Consider the following 17,403-nt stretch of genomic DNA (forward strand, 5'->3'; position numbering starts at 1 on the left):
TCCGTCCGCTGACGGCGGCGGGACCCCTTATGACCTCTCGTCTGCCGTCCTGGCCATCTGCCGGGCGGCCGCTTCGTGGTGCCCGGCTCCATGACGAGCTGAAAGTACGCAATGCCAACCACAGAACCTTTACGATCATGTGCCTGGATCGGGACATCCCAAGGGCCCGCTGCACACATCCGCGCTGAATCACTCCACCTGACACTCGGCGACAGGCCGCTGCTGAGTGGGACTGACGTCACCGTCTCCACCGGGTCGCGACTGGCGATCGTCGGCGACAACGGCCGGGGCAAGACCACCTTGCTCCATATACTGGCGGGGATCTTGAAACCCGACTCGGGAGTGGTGACCCGGGTGGGTTCCCTCGTCCTGGTCAAGCAGGACATGGCCACCGAGGGCGATCGCACGGTCGGTGACCTCATTGCCGAGGCGACCGCCCCATCCAGGGCCGCTCTGCAGGCCCTCGACGTGGCTACCGCGGCGCTGGCCGCGGGCGATGACGCGGCCGACGCTTATTCCGCCGCACTCGAGGCGGCCACGCGGCTGGACGCCTGGGATGCAGACCGCCGTGTTGACATCGCCCTGGCGGGCCTGAACGCCTGTAGCGACCGCGATCGGGTCCTGTCGACCTTGTCGGTCGGCCAGCGGTACCGGGTACGGCTGGCGGTCGCCCTCGGATCGACCCCTGACCTGTTGCTGCTGGACGAGCCCACCAACCACCTGGACGCTGCAGGGCTGTCCTTCCTGACTGAGCGCCTGCGGGACCACCCCGGTGGCCTGGCCTTAGTCAGCCACGACCGCGCCCTGCTGCGCGACGTGGCGACCAGCTTCCTGGACCTCGACCCGACCCGCGATGGCCTTCCGCGCACCTACGCGGGCGGTTACGAGGGCTGGATCGAAGGGCGGCAACGAGAACGGGCCGCCTGGGAGCAAGACCATGCCGCCCAGGTCGCCCGGCATCAGGAACTGACCCGCGCCGCCGCCGACGCACGCTCCCGCCTGTCCCAGGGTGGATGGAGACCTGAAAAGGGCACAGGCAAGCACCAACGTGCCACACGCGCTGCTGGAGTGGTCCAAGCCTTCAACCGACGTATCGAAGACCTGAAAAGTCATGAAATCGGCGTCCCGGCGCCGCCACTGCGTCTTGCGTGGCCCGCCTCGGCAACCCGTGCCGGACAGAGCATCATGAACGCCACCCAGGTTACTGTGAAGGGCCGATTGGACGCTCCGGTTTCGGTCGACGTGAACGGCGGTGACCGGTTGGTGGTCACCGGACCGAACGGCGCGGGAAAATCCACCCTGTTGGCACTTCTCGCAGGGCGGCTGGCCCCCACCACGGGACATGTGCGAGTTAATCCGAGAGCGCGCATCGCTCTGCTGTCCCAAGAGGTCCCCGACTGGGACCGCTCCAGCCCCGCACACGAGGTCTATGAGGCCTACCTGGCGAAGCTAGGCCGTCGAGCTCAGGCGCCGTCCCTCGGCTCGCTCGGGCTGCTCGAAGCCTCCGCAACCGGCACGCCGGTGGGGCGCTTGTCGCAAGGACAGCAACGCCGTCTCCACCTGGCCATGTGTCTGGCCCAGGATCCAGACCTGCTGCTCCTGGACGAGCCCACCAACCATCTGTCATCGAGCCTCGTCGACGACATCACCACCGAGCTGCTGCAGACCTCCTGCGCGGTGATCGTTGCCACGCATGACCGTCAGATGCTCCACGACCTGGCCGACTGGCCCCACCTGAACCTTGACCTGAAGGACATGCCATGAACCCGCTTCACCCCTTGACCATCCCCACGTACCGTCAGCTGTTCGCAGCGATGGTGCTGACCATCTTCGCCCAGGGTGCCTGGGCCCTCTACCTTGCCATGCAGACCCTCGACCTGGGCGCCACGCCAGCCGCCCTGTCGGGTGTCGTAGTCTGGAGCGGCATTGGCCTGCTTGCAGGATCCCTCCCAGCTGGCGTAATCGCAGACCGGTTCCCCAATAAGTCCGTCATCGTGAGCGTGCTCACCCTGAACCTCACCATCGCGACCGCGACGTCCACGGCAGCAATCCTCGACATTGTCACCTTCTGGATGCTCGCGGTCTCCGCGTTCATCATTGGCACTTCAACCGCATTCTTCTTCCCCGCCTACACGGCGCTGGTGCCAGTCCTGGTGGACGGCGACGACTTAATGGCCGTCAACGGCCTCGAAGGCGCCGCCCGCCCGTTGGTCGGACAGGCAATTGCGCCCGCCGCCGTCGGAGCGGTCATCGGTGCCAGCATGCCCGCCGCGGGCGGGTACCTCATCGCCGGCGCGCTCGGACTCGCCCTGATCGCCGCCCTGCGGCTTCCTGCCCCTTGCTCAGCCGAGACCGACGCCGAAGCTCCGGCCACCTCTGCGCTGCGGGACCTGCTCGACGGGTTCGGCTACGTCGCCCGCACGCGCTGGGTTCGCTCCAGCGTGCTGTTGGCGGCCGCCATGGGCCTGGCCGTGACCGGTCCGCTGGAAGTTCTCCTGCCCGCGGTCATACGCTCGACCCATGACAACGGTCCGGCTGTGTACGGAGTCGTCCTCGGAGTTCTGGGCGTCGGCGGCCTGGTGGGTTCCCTCGTCGCCGGCTCATGGCCCACCCCCTCACACTTCCTGCCCGTAATGGTCGGCGCATGGGCACTCGGCTGCCTTCCACTGGCCATCCCCGCACTCACCAACAATCCGTGGATCATCAGCGCCGGACTGGCGGTCTACGGTGCGTCGATCGGAGTCGGGATGGTCATCTGGGGCACGGTCCTGCAGGAACACGTACCGCTGGAGATGCTCGGCCGAGTCGCCAGCCTCGACTTCTTCATCTCCATCGCCTTCATGCCACTGTCCATCGCACTCACCGGACTCCTCAGCCGACACATCGCCGCTGCCAGCTTGTTCATCGCCGCCGGACTCGTGCCGCTCGCCACGACGATCCTCCTTGCAGTCCTGGGGCAACTCCGAACGCCGCGGACGACGCCCGTCGCAGCAGGTGAGGAGTGATGCACGCCAACGCCACCCTGACACCTCGCCACCGGCTCAAGGTGGCCCAGCTCGTCGTCGACGACGGTTGGCCCATCAGCGAAGTCGCCGCCCGCTTCCAGGTCTCCTGGCCGACCGTGAAGAGGTGGGTCGACCGCTATCGCGCCGGCGAGTCGATGCAGGATCGCTCGTCCCGGCCGAAGACCTCACCGAACAAGACGGACAAGGCGACGACGAAGCGGTGCGTCAGCCTGCGGATACGGCTGCGTGAGGGCCCCGTGCAGCTCGCCGCCCGACTCGGCATCGCGCCCTCGACCGTCCACCGCATCTTGGCCGGTGCCCGACTGAACCGGCTCTCCTACATGGACCGCGAGACTGGCGAACCGATCCGCCGGTACGAACACCCCCACCCCGGCTCCCTGGTCCACGTGGACGTGAAGAAGCTCGGGAACATCCCCGACGGCGGCGGCTGGCGCTACGTCGGCCGCCGCCAGGGCGACCACAACCGAACGGCGACACCGGGTAAGCCGAAGAGCAAGTGGCACAACCCCAGGCTCGGGTACGCGTTCGTGCACACCGTCATTGACGACCACTCCCGCGTCGCGTACACCGAGGTCCACGACGACGAGACCGCCGTCACCGCGGTCGGGGTCCTGCATCGGGCTGTGGCGTGGTTTGCCGATCGCGGCGTCGCCGTGGAGCGGGTGCTGTCCGACAACGGTGGCGCCTATCGCTCGCACCTGTGGCGGGACACCTGCGAGGCCCTCTCGATCACCCCGAAGCGGACGCGTCCGTACCGGCCGCAGACCAACGGCAAGGTAGAGCGCTTCCACCGGACCATGGCCGACGGGTGGGCCTACGCCCGCTGCTACACCAGCGAGCAAGAACGACGCGACGCCCTGCCGGATTGGCTGCACCAGTACAACCAGCACCGCCCGCACACGGCCTGCGACAACCAGCCGCCGTTCTCACGATTGATCAACGTCCCCGAGCAGTACAACTAGATACGCTGCCGATACACTGCGATATACACTTTTCCAGATACACTTTTCGACTCATTGTGTATTTCTGCCGAAAAGTGTATATTGTGCACATGGCGAACAAACACTACTGGAACACCAAAACGTCTCGATGCGTATCGATAATGCAGTACCTGACAAACCCGGCTACTGGACAACAGCTGTGGAGTGTAGAGGCTGTACAACGTGCGCTAGATCAAATAGGCGCGGACCGTTACGTCTTCATAGTCCACAAGCCTGGTACGCCAGAGGCACACATTCACTTGGTTGTAATGTTGCATCGCTCCAAAGCCGCACGCACTCGCTCGCAATGGGCGGAGATTTTTGGCGTGCCCGAGGAGAAGGTCTGGAAGCACGCTGGTGCAGAAAAGCACTTCTACCCTGCTATCGAGTACATGCTGCACGATGCACCGCAGCATGCGAACAAGGAGCCCTACCCTCGTGAAGATCTTGTAACTTCGCCAGGGTGGGATTGGGAAACGGGCTATGAGCGGTACAAGCTTATGGGCAAGCCCAACACGCCACAAAGGCTCCCCAATGACCCCTATACGCGAGTGGTCCGAGGTGAGATCATGCCCAAGGAGGCGCTGCAGCTCGGCGCCAAGGCAGATGCAAAGCGCCTGCGGAATGCGCGACATGCCTACCTTGTTAAGCAGCGCCCACCTTCGTATCGCCTCGTGTTCTACCTGCAGGTTGAAGACAGCTTCGACGCGGCACCCTTCTGCAAAGCTGCAGCACAAGTGCTGGCTGGCAGCGAGCAAGAGGTCTTCGACTTCCGTATCCCCGACTACGGTAAGTACTGGGAGAGGAAGAAGGAGTTCGAAAAGGACACCTTGGAGGCTCTAAGCCGGTACGAGGGTGAGCGGCTGGTGATGCTGCGCGGTGTGGAGCGTGGAACCCAACGGGAAGGTTTCACCCTAGGCGCCATCAAGCACGCACTCGGTGGCAGCGAGCAGCTGGTCAGCTTCTTCAAGCGGCAACCAGATCAGTTCGATAACGCGCGGTTTGTCAAGACCTCACAGGGCGAAACAGCGTTTCTACACGATACGTGTGTAGTGATGAGCGAAATGCCGATAGAGCAGTTCAAAGCACAGCTGCTCGAAGAGTTTACCCAAGTGATCAAGGGCCAGGACGATGCAAGCCGGGAGCTTGGGCGCACCTTCCCGATTCTGGTTGAGGTCGACACCGACAGTTTCAAGGTTTCCATCCTCGAAGAGGCCCTAGGCGATGATGCTCCGGGGTCAGGCTTCCGCGCTGGAAATCGCGTCCGGCAAAACTTGCGACAGATGATGGAGACGGCGCGCCTCTACCCCAACAATGAGGTCATCAAAGCCAGCGCGGAGCGCATCCAGCACGAACAGCTTAAAGAGCTTATTGCAGCGGATGATTTGGTCCGGGAGCGCATGACACCACGTGTGGCACCGGAGGACTTCTATGCCACATTCAGTCTGGAGGCCCAAGGCAACACCGCAGAAGACCCCGAAATCATTGAGGCAGAGGTCGTAGAAGAGCCCCAAGAGACACAGCAGGCCCCCGAGGCACCAGTAGCCACTGAGAGGCCTGCAGACCCGACGGAGGGCGCCACAGCGAGTGCTAAAGCCGATGCTCCAAAGCCAATAGAGCAACTACCTTCAGCGCCACCAAAACCGACGCCCCCAGCGGTGTTCAGTGATGACCTAGGGCCATCTGGAGACATAGACGAGAACGGGAATTTCTTCATTCGAGACGACTACTCGGATCTTCTTGTAGCAAAGAAGGAACCCCTCCTCCCTAGCGTCAAAGATATTGATACCCGCTCACAACTCATTCTCCGTTCGATGTACCAATGGGGCAAGTATTCACCGGGAGATGATCTCCATGAAACCCAGGAGAAATATTATAAAATACTAGAACGGTACAATCTCACAGATTCACTATCGAATATGTGGAAGTTGTCCAAATGGGCCCCCGCATGGAATGCGTTTGAAAAGTGCGATTTTAATAAGGTCAAAGAAGAATTGTCTGCATTTCAATATGCGAACCACGATGATGCACTAATCAAACTTAAGGTTTGGGAATCATACGCACGATTGACTGGCGAGTTGGAGAAACCTATCCCTGCACTTCGTGACTCAAAGCTCGAATATGTGTAAGTCACTCCACTTCACATACGTTGTTCAAATGCAGACTATGCCATTGCCGTAATGGTAGCGAGACAGCAAGCAGCCCAAATCTGATGAACATTCTCGAGATTTTTCATCGCTTTTCTCAACATTACGTGACAGTTTCAACACAAATTGTGGCAGATCTGCGACAACAACACATTTACTGGTTGTCGTACAGGTCCTGGGGTGACCGAATGTGGTCGGTGGCAAGCTCCATCGCCCCGCCAGGATCACCCCTGCACCACTAGCGCCCGGGGCGGGCGCGGTCGGTGCCCCAATGCCCACAAAGGGCCCAACACGAGTGCGCGCAGTGTTGGGCCCGACTGGGCCCGTTTAGGCGCTCACAGCGCCACCAAGCCCCCGACACGAACACATGCAGTGTCGGGGGCGCAGTGTGGCCTGTGGGTGCCCTCCGGCGGCAGCCGGTAGCCCCCTGCAAGGGCCCCGTGAGACAAATCCAGCGGAGCGCCGATTTGTCCTACGGGGCTATCACAATTTTTCTGCACTTGGGGGCAGGCTATGCCGGGGAGGACAAAACCGCAGCGCAGCAAGGTTTTGGCCAGGGACCCGGCATAGCCTGCGAGGGGTCCCCAAGTGCAGAAAAATTGGTTCAACGCCGCAGAGGCGTTGAAATGGGCCTGAAACGGCGCAAAACGCCTTCCCCAGGGTGTGGATTGCGGGTCGAGGCCGGTACAAAGCCGATTTCAGTCCGGAGCCAAAATCGGGGTTCAGGACCTGCGGGTTTAGAGGCCGATTTCAGTCCGATGGCTCTTTTCAACGTGAAAACGGCCCGCAAGAAGGCGCCACCTCGTGCCGCAAACGGCATCAAATCTGCAGGTGACAGGATTTTTGCTCGGAAGGTACCACGCATTCCGGCTGCAATCGCGTGTTTCAAAACGCATTTCCCCAGGAACACGGGTGTACACCTCGCGGTTGTGACCCCATGTGCAGCTTCTCGTACTAGGGCCGCTTTTGCACACGTTTCTGCCCCGTCCCGATCTCATGTTTACAACGGTTACACTGCGATAATCCTTTATTCTACCAAACCCGAAAAATTGCTTGTAACAAATTTGTCAAGCCCGGTTGTTGACAATTGAATATGAGGTAGTGTAGATTTCTTTTTATGAGTGGTGCGGCTCATGTTCAATGAAGTTTTCACAGTAAGGACCATGACCGTGCAACCAGATCACGCATCACGTACCGGCTTTCACGTCGAGCACCACGCATTCGGTGAGAGGGAGTCGAAAACAACCGGCCGAAAGGCCCTTCTCGATGAATGCATGCGCCATCTCGACCCCCAGTTGGTGGCGAAGTACGCCGAGCGGAACGACTCCATCATTGCCGCAGAGACTGAGAAGAACCTTGCTTTCGTCAACGACGGTGACGGTGGGTTCAACCTCTGCATGGATTCCAGCGATGTTGTCCACTACGCAGAATGGCGCAATCTCCAAATAGATCGAGCGCCTCGTGATAATCAGAACGAATACTCGACGTTTATTGTTTACGCACCCATTTCGCTTCTGCGAGAAATACCGAACGTGTATTACCGACGTGACGAAAACGGCGACATAAAGTATGACGAAGATGGTGAGCCGTTAATGCGATCACGTTCGGTTGCAAAAGACCCACAAGCTGTAAATCAATATTTCCAGGACGTGTTGGAATACTTCGGAATGGTATTGCCTGGGGGCCAGCAAGCGATACATGGATTTGCACTGAATTTCGATGAGTCACGCCCACACATACATATTTTCGCGGATAATTTCGGTCCTTCTTCAAAATTTCCCGGAATGCTTCAATCGGCGTTTTCCAAAACATGGTCACAGCATCGTGATCTGCGTTATTCGGAGGATCACCCAAACAAGAATAAGCGCGGAAAGGTAATTAGCGGCCGTGTCAAGGTTGCTGGTCTGCAGAAGCAGATGAAGGAGTTCATGCGCGACAAGGGCTACGACATTGAGATGGAAAACTCACCCCGTGCTGGCAGTGGGCTATCCAAGGATGAGTACATGGCCCTGCAGGAGGCATGGTCAGATATTGAGCTCCACACAGAACGCAATATGCAGCGCGAACGCGAGCTTGACTCCGCCTCTGCGGATCTGGAGGATACCGGGGCCTCGCTGAAGACCAGGGCTGCTGACCTCGACAAGCGCGAGTCCAGCCTGCAAGCCCAATCGCAAAGCCTGCATACACAGCAGCGCCAGGCAGCAATGGCGCTTGCCCTGTTGCTGCAGCTGATCGTTAAGCGTCAGCGCGAGTTTGAGGAAGAAAGCAAGGCCTACATGGCCAAACGCAAGGCACAGAACCGAAAGACCAGGGACCAAGCCAGAGAGACGGGGCACAAGAAAGGCTACGCAAGCGGGTACTACAAGGGCGTTAAGGATGGAAAACCCGATGGCCACGCTATTGGCGAAGAAGAAGGCTTTTGGAGGGGCCGGGAAGAGGGTTTTACAACCGGTTACGACGATGCCTACACAGATGCTTATGTGAATGCGTATGACAGGGCGCACAAGAGGTACTCCAAGGCATTCCAGAAAGCCTGGAAAGAATTGGAGCAGCAGCGTAAGGCGTATATACGCGACTTCGAGAAGATCATCGAGGGGGTCCGCGATTACGCCGACCAGAAGCAAATTGAGGCCGAGACGAAGGTCTACCGTGATGAACTTGTGCGGCCCAAACGCCTGTCGTGGTCACCGGCACCGGAAGAACATCGCGTCGATCCGTACGCGCTGAAGCCAGACCCTGACGTCAACCGACCATCCGCCAGGGACATGGGTGAATAGGAGCGAAAATGCCTGCACAATCCACTAAGCTCCCTTGGGTGGTAACTCAGGGTGAAACGCGCCTTTCGCGCACGCAGATTCAGTCCAACCTGCAGGGCTTTGCCCACCGCTGGCACGAGATCCTCTCGAACACGGATGTGGTGCAAGCCAATGTCGAGCAGCAGTACGCGCAGCCGTTCTGGCAGGAGTTGTACTCGTGCTTCGGCATCGACGCCACTGTCACTGCGATTTACGAGAGATACGCCCAGAAGGCCTCTAGCCGTGGTCTGGGGCGCATTGATCTCTTCCAACCCTCAGTGGTCATCGGTGAGGCCAAAAGCCCGGGTGTGCCGCTGGAGAAGGCGTATACCCAGGTGCTCGATTACCTCGCTGGCGGCTCTGTCACCCAAAGCGAGATGCCCCGCTACATCCTGTGCCACAACTTCGAGTATCTGCGCGTCATTCGCTTGTCGGGCGAGAAGTTCGACGTGGAGTTCCCGCTGGCTGAGCTTCCTGAGCATGTGGACTACCTGAAGTTCTTGGCGGGCTACGACACGGTGACCTACCAAGAGCAGGTAGAGGCCTCTGTCCAGGCATCCAAACTCATGACGAACCTGTTCACTGCCATGGTGGGCGATGAGGTGGATGAGGAAGTTGGTGACGAGGCACCCACAACGATGCAGGACGAGGACGTAGCCGTCTACGAGACCTCATCGTTCCTGTCGCGCATCCTGTTTTGCCTGTTCGCAGAGGACGCTGGCCTGTTTGAAGCGGGGATGTTCACCCGCTTTGTCGAGGAAGAGTGCAACGCCGCCAACTTAGGCGCTCAGCTGCAAGCACTGTTTGCAGTGCTCAACACCCCTGTTGAGCGCAGGCGCAATGTGTCTGCGCTGCTGGCCGAGTTCCCCTACGTCAACGGTCACCTGTTTGAAGACACCCTGCCGACGCAGTTCTTCAATGAGCAGATGTACGAGGCGTTGTGCGTGGCGACGCACTTTGACTGGTCGCGCATCTCACCTGCAATCTTTGGCTCCCTGTTCCAGCTGGTGAAATCCAAGGAAGCCCGCCGTTCAGACGGCGAGCACTACACGTCCGAGAAGAACATCCTCAAGGTGCTTGAGCCGTTGTTCTTGGACGAGTTTCGCGCCGAGGCCGACAGGTTGATTGCCCTGAAAGGCACTGCAAGTGCAAGGGTGAAGCAGCTGCGTGCCTTCCAGGACAGGTTGGCCTCCTACGTCTTCTGCGACCCGGCGTGTGGATCGGGCAACTTCCTGGTGGTTGCCTACCGTGAGCTGCGCAAAATCGAGACTGATGTCATTGTCGCGATCCGTGAACTCGAAGGCCAAGAGACAATGGTTTGGGACGTGTCGCTCGAACAGAAGCTCTCCATCGGCCAGTTCCACGGCTTCGAGCTGAACTGGTGGCCTGCACGTATCGCAGAGACCGCGATGTTCTTGGTGGACCACCAGGCCAACGTGGAGCTAGCCGCGCGCATCGGTATGGCGCCAGATCGCCTGCCTATTTCGATCTCGGCCCATATCCACCACGGCAATGCACTGGTCTTTGACTGGGCTGTGGCGCTGCCAGATGCGCCGATGACGTACATCTTCGGCAACCCGCCGTTCCGTGGTGACGCTCGCTCCAAGGAGCAACAGGCTGATTTGAAGGCTGCGTGGGGCAAGAAGACTGCCGACATCTCGCGCCTCGACTTCGTTACCGGGTGGCATGCAAAGTCGCTTGACCTGTTCAAACACAGGCGTGGCGCGTTCGCGTTTGTAACCACAAACTCGATTACACAGGGTGACCAAGTGCCGCGTCTGTTTGGGCCGATCTTCTCTGATGGGTGGCGCATCCGTTTTGCCCACCGCACATTTGCGTGGGACTCGGAGGCTCCCGGTAAAGCCGCTGTGCACTGCGTAATTGTGGGGTTCGATCGCGAGCGTGCTGTGAAGCCCCAGCTCTTCGACTACCCGTCCTTGTCAGGAGACCCGGTGGTTGTTGCTGTAGAGCAACGGATTAACGCCTATTTAGTAGATGGCCCAAACATCCTTGTGGAGAAGGCATCGAAGCCCATTGCGACTGACGTCCAGCCAACACTGTATGGCTCTAAAGCCTCAGATGGCGGTCACTTGATCATCGAGGCTGACGAGTACGCCGACGTCATGGCTGATGAAGTGGCTGCAAAGTACGTCCATCGGTATGTAGGCGCTCGTGAACTGCTCCGCGGTTTAGATCGGTGGTGTTTGTGGCTGGATGGAATGGACCCTGGGGACCTGAGCCGCTCCCCGATCTTGAAGCAGCGCGTGGAGGCTGTTCGGGAATTTCGAGCTGCGTCTAAGGCTGCAACAACGCGTGACTTTGCCGCCTACCCGAATCTCTTCCGGCAGAGGGCCAAAATGGAAACGGACTACCTGTGCATTCCGCGTGTCGTGAGCAGCAACCGTAGCTACTTCACAGTCGCGCTGCTCTCGCCGGATGTGATTGCAAGTGACTCCGCATTCCAGGCGGCTGACCCAACCGGCTTGCAGTTCGCACTGATGAGCTCATCAATGTTCGTGACGTGGCAGAAGACAATCGGTGGTCGGTTGAAGTCAGACCTACGTTTCGCGTCCACGCTGACCTGGTACACCTTCCCGGTGCCGACGCTGACTGATGACCAACGTGAGCGCATCATTAAGGCCGGTAAGGGCGTACTTGAAGCGCGTGAGCGGCACCCAAAACGCTCACTTGCGGATCACTACAACCCGCTAGCCATGGACCCTGCGTTGATCAAGGCGCATGACGCTCTTGATCGCGAGGTGGACAAGGCGTTTGGTGCACCGCGAAAGCTCACTACTGAGCGGCAGCGCCAGGAGCTGTTGTTCGAGAACTACGCAGCACTGACGCGAGACGCGTAAGGCAAAACAAAAACCCCGTGAGGGCGTACCTCACGGGGTTTTATGTGCGCATCACACGCTCGCGTCGAAGACCCACACGCTCCCCACTTTCATGGTGGGAAGCACGTGGTAGTCCATCTCCAGGTCGCGCAGCCACTGCTCGTAGTCGAAGTAGCGCTCCTGCTCGTCGGTCATGCCCTCAGTGGGCTTGAGCTCGCAGTACTGCTCCCGGCCAAAGTCGGCAAACGAGCCGTATTCTCCCTGGTAGGCCTGTCTAAAGCGTGCTACCTCGGGTGGCTCGGATGCATCGAGTACGTCGTAGCACCAGCGCATATAGGCCGGCCACAGCGAGTCATCGCTGAGTTCGACGTATGCCCTGCCCCACATGGCAGCGTCCATGGGCTGCATCTCGCCGCTTTTGGGCATGTTGTTGGTGTCGAAGCACCACAGCTCGTCATGCGCGCTGTCTCGCTCGACCTGCGTGCGCAGCGTCGCCGGTAGGTAGTCGTGCAAGGCGTCGATGGTGACGTCTTCGGCGTCTTCGGCGTCGATCCATTCACCGACTAAGCGGCCGTCGTTGTAGCAGGCTAAACATCCCACCCAGACTTGCGGGTGGTTGGTGTTGTTGCTGGTCATAGTGTCTTTCTCCTGTTGTCGTGCGGGTAGGTGGTTTCTGAAGTACATTCATGTCTGCAGCCGGGTTGAGCGACCTGCTCAACGACCTCCCCGGGCAGCGTGGCACCCCCCGATGAAGTTCATCCCCCCCCAGAACTTCGCGCCTAGCGCTCCCTGGCTGCGGGCCCGCCCTGGTGAACCCAGGGCGGGTTTCCTATGTGCGCCGCCAGTGCATCGCATCTGGTGGCAGCAAGAGCTCGGCCCAGGCGCGCTGTGAGCCGCTGTGAGCCCGTGAGATGACCTCGTGGCTGCGTCCTTGGCGCAACAGCTCTCCAATGACCCGTGCAGGCGTGTAGGAGGGCATCTCAGCGCTTGCTTGGCGCAGTGCCTGCAGCGTCCAGGGGGTAATACCCTCCTGCAGCGCGATAAGCGCCCACATGCCCAGGGCGTGCGCTCGTGCTTCGCCGTGTGTGGTCTTGGCGACGTGCATCAACAGCCCTGCGGTTTGCTGCGGGTGGTCGAGCGCTTCGGTGATCAGGCAGTCGCTGATCTTGCTCACGCTCAGTGCTGCGATGAGCACTTCAAGCTCGTGCGGGTCATCGACCAGCACAATCTGCGGGCATGAGTGTGTCGGCTCGATCAGCTCGCTGGCCACAGCACTGCGCAGCACGTCACGGGCGGCGTAGACCAGATCGACAGCGCGATCAGCGTTGCCGTCGTTGAGGTCCATCAGCGCCCGGTGCGCCCTGCGCAGCGCGCTGGTTGCCACATCCACCACGGCGTTGGCGGTGGCGAACTCTTGTGTGGCTGCTTTGCTGTGCACGCCTGTCAGCGCTGCTAGGTCCTCCGAGTACTCCCAGTAGCCGGCAAACGTCGCAAGGTTCGCCGCTGGGCGCACGCCACAGCTGTGTAGCAGACGCATGTGGTCGTTGTCTTCCGGGTCGGCTACCGAACCAAACATCACAGGCGGTCTGCGCACGTCGTAGCCCAATAGCCCTGGCGTGGCGAAGACCAGCGAGAATGGCTCGCGGTGGGCGATGTCTGCCACGTGCCAGCACGCCTCGATGAGGTTGGTGCCCAGCACTTGGGCCACATATGCGTGTTCGGTGATGTCATCGACCTGCTGCGTCTCACGGTGCGGAGTCACGATCACGGCGAAGACGTGAGGCAGCCTGCGCAGGTCGCGAAACATCGCGTGCTGCCAGTTTTGGCTCAACACCTGCTCTAGGCCGATATAGGCCAGCTCCACGGGTTGCAGCGCATCGTCTAGCCAGTCCAGGCCGACCAGCACTAAGGCATCGCGTGGAAAATAGGCGAACATGCCTGGGATCTGTGCGATCATCCGGCCTGGGAAGAACCGCTGCGGTACAGCGGGCCCGCTCATAGGCCAAGCTCCTGCAGGGTCATATTCGCCCCGTCAGCGGCGCTATCGAGCAGCTGTCTGCTCAGCCCGTGCGCCATAATCTTGTCCAACAGGCGCGTCAGCCTATGCTCTGGCTCGGCGTCCACCGCAGCGTCGAGTGCGGCACGCGCTAGCCCTGCCAAGTCTTCGTTGGTGGCCAGCATGGACCACAGGCACAGCGCGTTGGCCCGCACCACGCCGTCGAAGCAGGTAGCGACAGCAAGCAGGATCTGGCTTGCACGCTGCGGGTTGTCGAGCACGACGGTAATCAGCGCGTCGCGCAGCTTGCTGCTGGTCAGACACGCCACAAAGGCGGTCAGCTCGTCGGTGTCGAGTAGCACCAGCGGATCGGGGATCTGCGCGGGCACAACCATTGCAGGCTGCGCTGTTTCGATGGTGAGCATCGCCTGTGCCACCAGCGCGCGGGCAGGGTCGTGGATACCATTTGCCCAGGCGTGAAGCACCTCGCTGCCGTGCAGCTTCGCGTCGGCTGCAACCTGGTCGTAGCTCGATGCGCGGTGCGTGGCGAGTGCAAAGTAGCCCATCATGTCATCGCGGCTCAGCTCCGGCAGCACGCCGTGTTGCGCAAGCTGCGCCATCGCAGGCGAGGCCATGATGCTTGCGACGTCGCCTTCATAAAAGCGCGGGTCATCCACCATCGACGGCTGCTGGCCGTACTCAAGGTGGTAGCGCTCGCCTTCGGCAACATCGGGCACAGACCAGATGGCGTCGATGAGCTCATCAACGTAGGCGACGTACAGGTGATCCAGTACGTTGAGCACGACCGGGTGGTGGCGGTGGCGGGTGATGATGACGCCGAGCACCACGTTGTAGTCGCCGGTGATGCGTGCAAAGCGCTCACCGAATGCGTCCTCTGTGACCTGGTCGAGGTCAAGGCGCATTGCAGGGCCGGTTGCCACATAGCCGCCGTCGCGGTTGAAGCACAGCACTACCAGCGATTCTTGTGGGTAGAACCCGAGTAAGCCGGGGATTAAGGCGATCACATCGCCGGGGGTCGAAATAGGTTGCTGCTCCATGATGTCTCCTAACACGAGTGTCGGGGGTTGGCTTACATCAGCCACGCCCGCACTCGTCCGCACCTTTTGGTGCGGATATGTGCACAACAGCACGGAAACTGGTTTACAGTGCAACCATGATCAACTTTGATGACTTGGACTTCGGCGAAATGAGCCATGAAGAGCTCGCGAAGATGCGCAAAGCGTTGCAGGCAGAGGAAAAGTCACGCAGCAATGTCACCGCAGAGCGCAAGACGGAGTTCACGTCTTTGTGGAAAGAACACCGCAACAGCATTGACACGTTGTTGGATGCGCTCTACGACGATGAAGAACAATATCTCGCTGCTGCTAAGACATTTCGAGATGACGCCATGACCAAGATCAATCAGCTGCAGGACGAGTGGGACAAGTCCAAGAACAGCGCAAAGTACACCAACGTGCTGGAGTCACTGCGCGAGTACAACGCGGAATCCGCCGCGCGCTCAGCAGCACGTAAGCGGGGTGCAGAAAAACGCAGGGAAAACGCTAAGGCACAAGAGCGCAAAGCCAACGACGAAAAATAGGCTTACTCCCCCGAAGACCCCGCCGAACACATAGGCGGAGTCTTGTTACATTTTGTCCTATATATACATAAAGGCCCATTTTTATTCATCATTTCGCCCTCCTGCCATCGCTCCCCTGCAGCACCAATCTGGGCGCGGGCCAGCAGGTGACAAGCCCGGTTCCACCGTGGCAGACGCTGGCCCGCGCAGCCGTGGTTTCAGGCGGCAGGTCATGCGGTAGTCACTGACGCTTCTTCCGCACCTTCGTTCAACGCGCGGTACACCGTCGGGCGGCTGACACCGAATTCTCTGGCGATGGAGGCAACTCTGACCCCCTCGGCGTATCGTGCCCGCACCTCGCGCTTCTGCTCAAGCGTCAGTGCCGGGGCACGCCCCTTGTACTTACCCTGCGCCTTTGCCAGGGCGATGCCCTCAGCTTGACGTTCGCGGATCAGGGCACGCTCGAACTCTGCCATCGCGGCGAGCATGTGCAGATACAACTTCGCTCTCGGATCGTCTTTGTCAGGAAGGAAGGTCATGTTCTCCTTCACAAACTCGACAGTCACTTTACGAGAAGTGAGCTCTTCGACTATCTGACAAAGGTCGATGAGATTGCGGGCAAGACGATCTGCGGAGGCTACAACCAAGGTGTCGTCGTTTCGTAGATACCGAAGGCACGCCTCTAGTTCTGGACGATGTCGATCTTTTCCTGAGCACTGATCCTCGTACCACTCGTCCACATCACCAATAGCCGCCTTTTGACGGTCCACCCTCTGGTCGTTGGTGGAAACTCTAACGTAGCCAACTCGCTTACCGCTCGACATTGCCGCTCCTTTGTATCACTAGGGTTATAGACCCAATGTTACCGAATTGTAAAACAATTGAAAAGGGCCCTAACGGACATATTTGAAATGCGGTGATGGCGGGATGAAAAAGCGTCCGCTGGGAGTACCCCAACGGACGCTTTTACAGGTGAGATTTCGGCACTGCACCGTCAGCTCAGTGCAACCAGGTGATTTGCACGCGGCCCATGTCGAGTGCGGTTGAGCCTTTTGGCAGCGTGGGCTTTGCGACTCGCACATCCATCAGTTCTCTGATCACTTGTCGCTTAGTCTCCAACGGCAATGCCTCCCACCTGGCAGCGACATCGTTTTCAGCAGCAAGCTCCACAACGAGTGGATCAATCTCCACCAGCGAGGTCAGTTCCGCCTGCAGACGCTCAAGCTTGGGCTTGATGCGCCGTTCCTGGTCGAAAAGCAGGTTCATGTCAAGCTCCTGGGCAGCACGTTGGCGAACGGCCTCTAGGTAGCTCTCCAGCTTCTCGATTTCGGTGTGGATGGCTGCTCGACGGTCTGCCACGTCATCTTCACCTCCCTCATCCAGGGTGGCGAGAAAGTCAGGCCGAGAAAGCCGGGCGATCACGGCTGCTTCCACCAGCGTGTCGAGGCTGACCTCCTTCATGCTGACGTGGAAACGCGGGCCTGTGCTTGCAGGGCCTAGCCCCTGGCACAGGTACGAGCGATACGTCTGGCGTGGCAAGACTTCGCCGGTGTCTTTATCGACGCGCTTGCGGCCTGCATTCTGCTTCGCTGTACCCATTTTTGCTCCGCAGATAGCGCACCTCGCGATGCCGGAGAGCAGATGCTTTGCCTCGAAATCTGCCTTCGCTTTGCGCGTGTCGCGTCGGGGGTCTGCAAGGATGGCGTTGGCTGCATCGAAAAGTTCCTGGTCCACCAAAGCTGGCCACTGCGCGGGGGATTCGGCCCCCTTATGGACGCGGATGCCGATATAGGACTTGTTGGTCACCACTTGCTTGATGGATTGGGAAATCCACCCCTGGCCTTCACGCTCGGGGTTGATAACGGGCCTGCGTGTCGGAATGCCGCGTATGTTGAAGTCCTTGGCGATAGCGTTGATCGGTTCGGCGTCTGCGACACGAGTGAAGATTTCACGCACGATTGCTGCCTGCTGTGGCTCTTCAACGATGTCGGTTCGCTGGCCCGTCTTCGGGTCGTAGATTCGCATGTAGCCGTAGAGATTCTT

Annotated in this window: 12 protein-coding genes; 7 read left to right on the forward strand and 5 right to left on the reverse strand. The window is 59.8% G+C overall.

Annotated elements, in window-relative coordinates:
* Positions 1–111 precede the first annotated feature (111 nt).
* The 6 genes from CIHUM_RS08410 (at position 112) to CIHUM_RS08435 (ending at position 11,806) form a co-directional block, all read left to right on the forward strand.
* Positions 112–1,764, forward strand: coding sequence for an ABC-F family ATP-binding cassette domain-containing protein (locus CIHUM_RS08410; protein ID WP_049193109.1), 1,653 nt, complete (start codon positions 112–114; stop codon positions 1,762–1,764).
* Complete coding sequence (locus CIHUM_RS08415; protein WP_034998252.1) at positions 1,761–3,005, forward strand: MFS transporter; 1,245 nt, start codon at positions 1,761–1,763, stop codon at positions 3,003–3,005. The genes CIHUM_RS08410 and CIHUM_RS08415 overlap by 4 nt, the downstream gene beginning before the upstream one ends.
* Positions 3,002–3,988 (forward strand): IS481 family transposase, encoded by a 987-nt coding sequence (locus CIHUM_RS08420; RefSeq protein WP_034998251.1) that lies wholly within the window; start codon positions 3,002–3,004, stop codon positions 3,986–3,988. Before CIHUM_RS08415 ends, CIHUM_RS08420 begins: the two co-directional genes overlap by 4 nt.
* A 287-nt stretch (positions 3,989–4,275) precedes the next feature.
* Entirely contained in the window at positions 4,276–6,135 is a 1,860-nt protein-coding gene (locus CIHUM_RS08425) for a hypothetical protein (protein ID WP_034998249.1), read from the forward strand.
* 1,181 nt (positions 6,136–7,316) lie between these two features.
* The gene (locus tag CIHUM_RS08430; RefSeq protein ID WP_148363830.1) at positions 7,317–8,930 is read left to right on the forward strand and encodes a hypothetical protein; all 1,614 of its coding nucleotides are present in this window, start codon (positions 7,317–7,319) and stop codon (positions 8,928–8,930) included.
* Positions 8,931–8,938: 8 nt separating this feature from the next.
* Entirely contained in the window at positions 8,939–11,806 is a 2,868-nt protein-coding gene (locus CIHUM_RS08435) for a DNA methyltransferase (protein WP_051106323.1), read from the forward strand.
* Positions 11,807–11,857: 51 nt separating this feature from the next.
* On the opposite strand, the gene CIHUM_RS08440 is transcribed toward CIHUM_RS08435, so the two are convergent.
* The 3 genes from CIHUM_RS08440 to CIHUM_RS08450 all read right to left on the reverse strand — a co-directional run bounded on the left by CIHUM_RS08440 (position 11,858) and on the right by CIHUM_RS08450 (position 14,839).
* Entirely contained in the window at positions 11,858–12,421 is a 564-nt protein-coding gene (locus CIHUM_RS08440; protein ID WP_034998243.1) for an antirestriction protein ArdA, read from the reverse strand.
* 193 nt (positions 12,422–12,614) lie between these two features.
* Positions 12,615–13,784, reverse strand: coding sequence for a DUF4192 family protein (locus CIHUM_RS08445; RefSeq protein WP_081634397.1), 1,170 nt, complete (start codon positions 13,782–13,784; stop codon positions 12,615–12,617).
* Positions 13,781–14,839: a DUF4192 domain-containing protein gene (locus CIHUM_RS08450; protein ID WP_034998239.1), complete on the reverse strand. Its 1,059-nt coding sequence runs from the start codon at positions 14,837–14,839 to the stop codon at positions 13,781–13,783. Before CIHUM_RS08450 ends, CIHUM_RS08445 begins: the two co-directional genes overlap by 4 nt.
* Positions 14,840–14,955: 116 nt before the next feature.
* On the opposite strand from CIHUM_RS08450, the gene CIHUM_RS08455 reads away from it, so the two are divergent.
* Positions 14,956–15,381, forward strand: a complete 426-nt coding sequence (locus CIHUM_RS08455; RefSeq protein WP_034998236.1) for a hypothetical protein — start codon at positions 14,956–14,958, stop codon at positions 15,379–15,381.
* 209 nt (positions 15,382–15,590) lie between these two features.
* Here CIHUM_RS08455 and CIHUM_RS08460 read toward each other — a convergent pair whose 3' ends face one another.
* Positions 15,591–16,184, reverse strand: coding sequence for a recombinase family protein (locus CIHUM_RS08460; protein WP_034998234.1), 594 nt, complete (start codon positions 16,182–16,184; stop codon positions 15,591–15,593).
* Between the two features lie 175 nt (positions 16,185–16,359).
* Positions 16,360–17,385 carry a recombinase family protein gene (locus tag CIHUM_RS08465; protein WP_034998233.1) on the reverse strand — a complete coding sequence of 342 codons (1,026 nt, stop codon included), beginning with the start codon at positions 17,383–17,385 and terminating at the stop codon, positions 16,360–16,362.
* Positions 17,386–17,403 lie beyond the last annotated feature (18 nt).

Origin of the sequence: Corynebacterium ihumii (assembly GCF_028609825.1) — a bacterium.
In the GTDB taxonomy this organism is placed as follows: domain Bacteria; phylum Actinomycetota; class Actinomycetes; order Mycobacteriales; family Mycobacteriaceae; genus Corynebacterium; species Corynebacterium afermentans.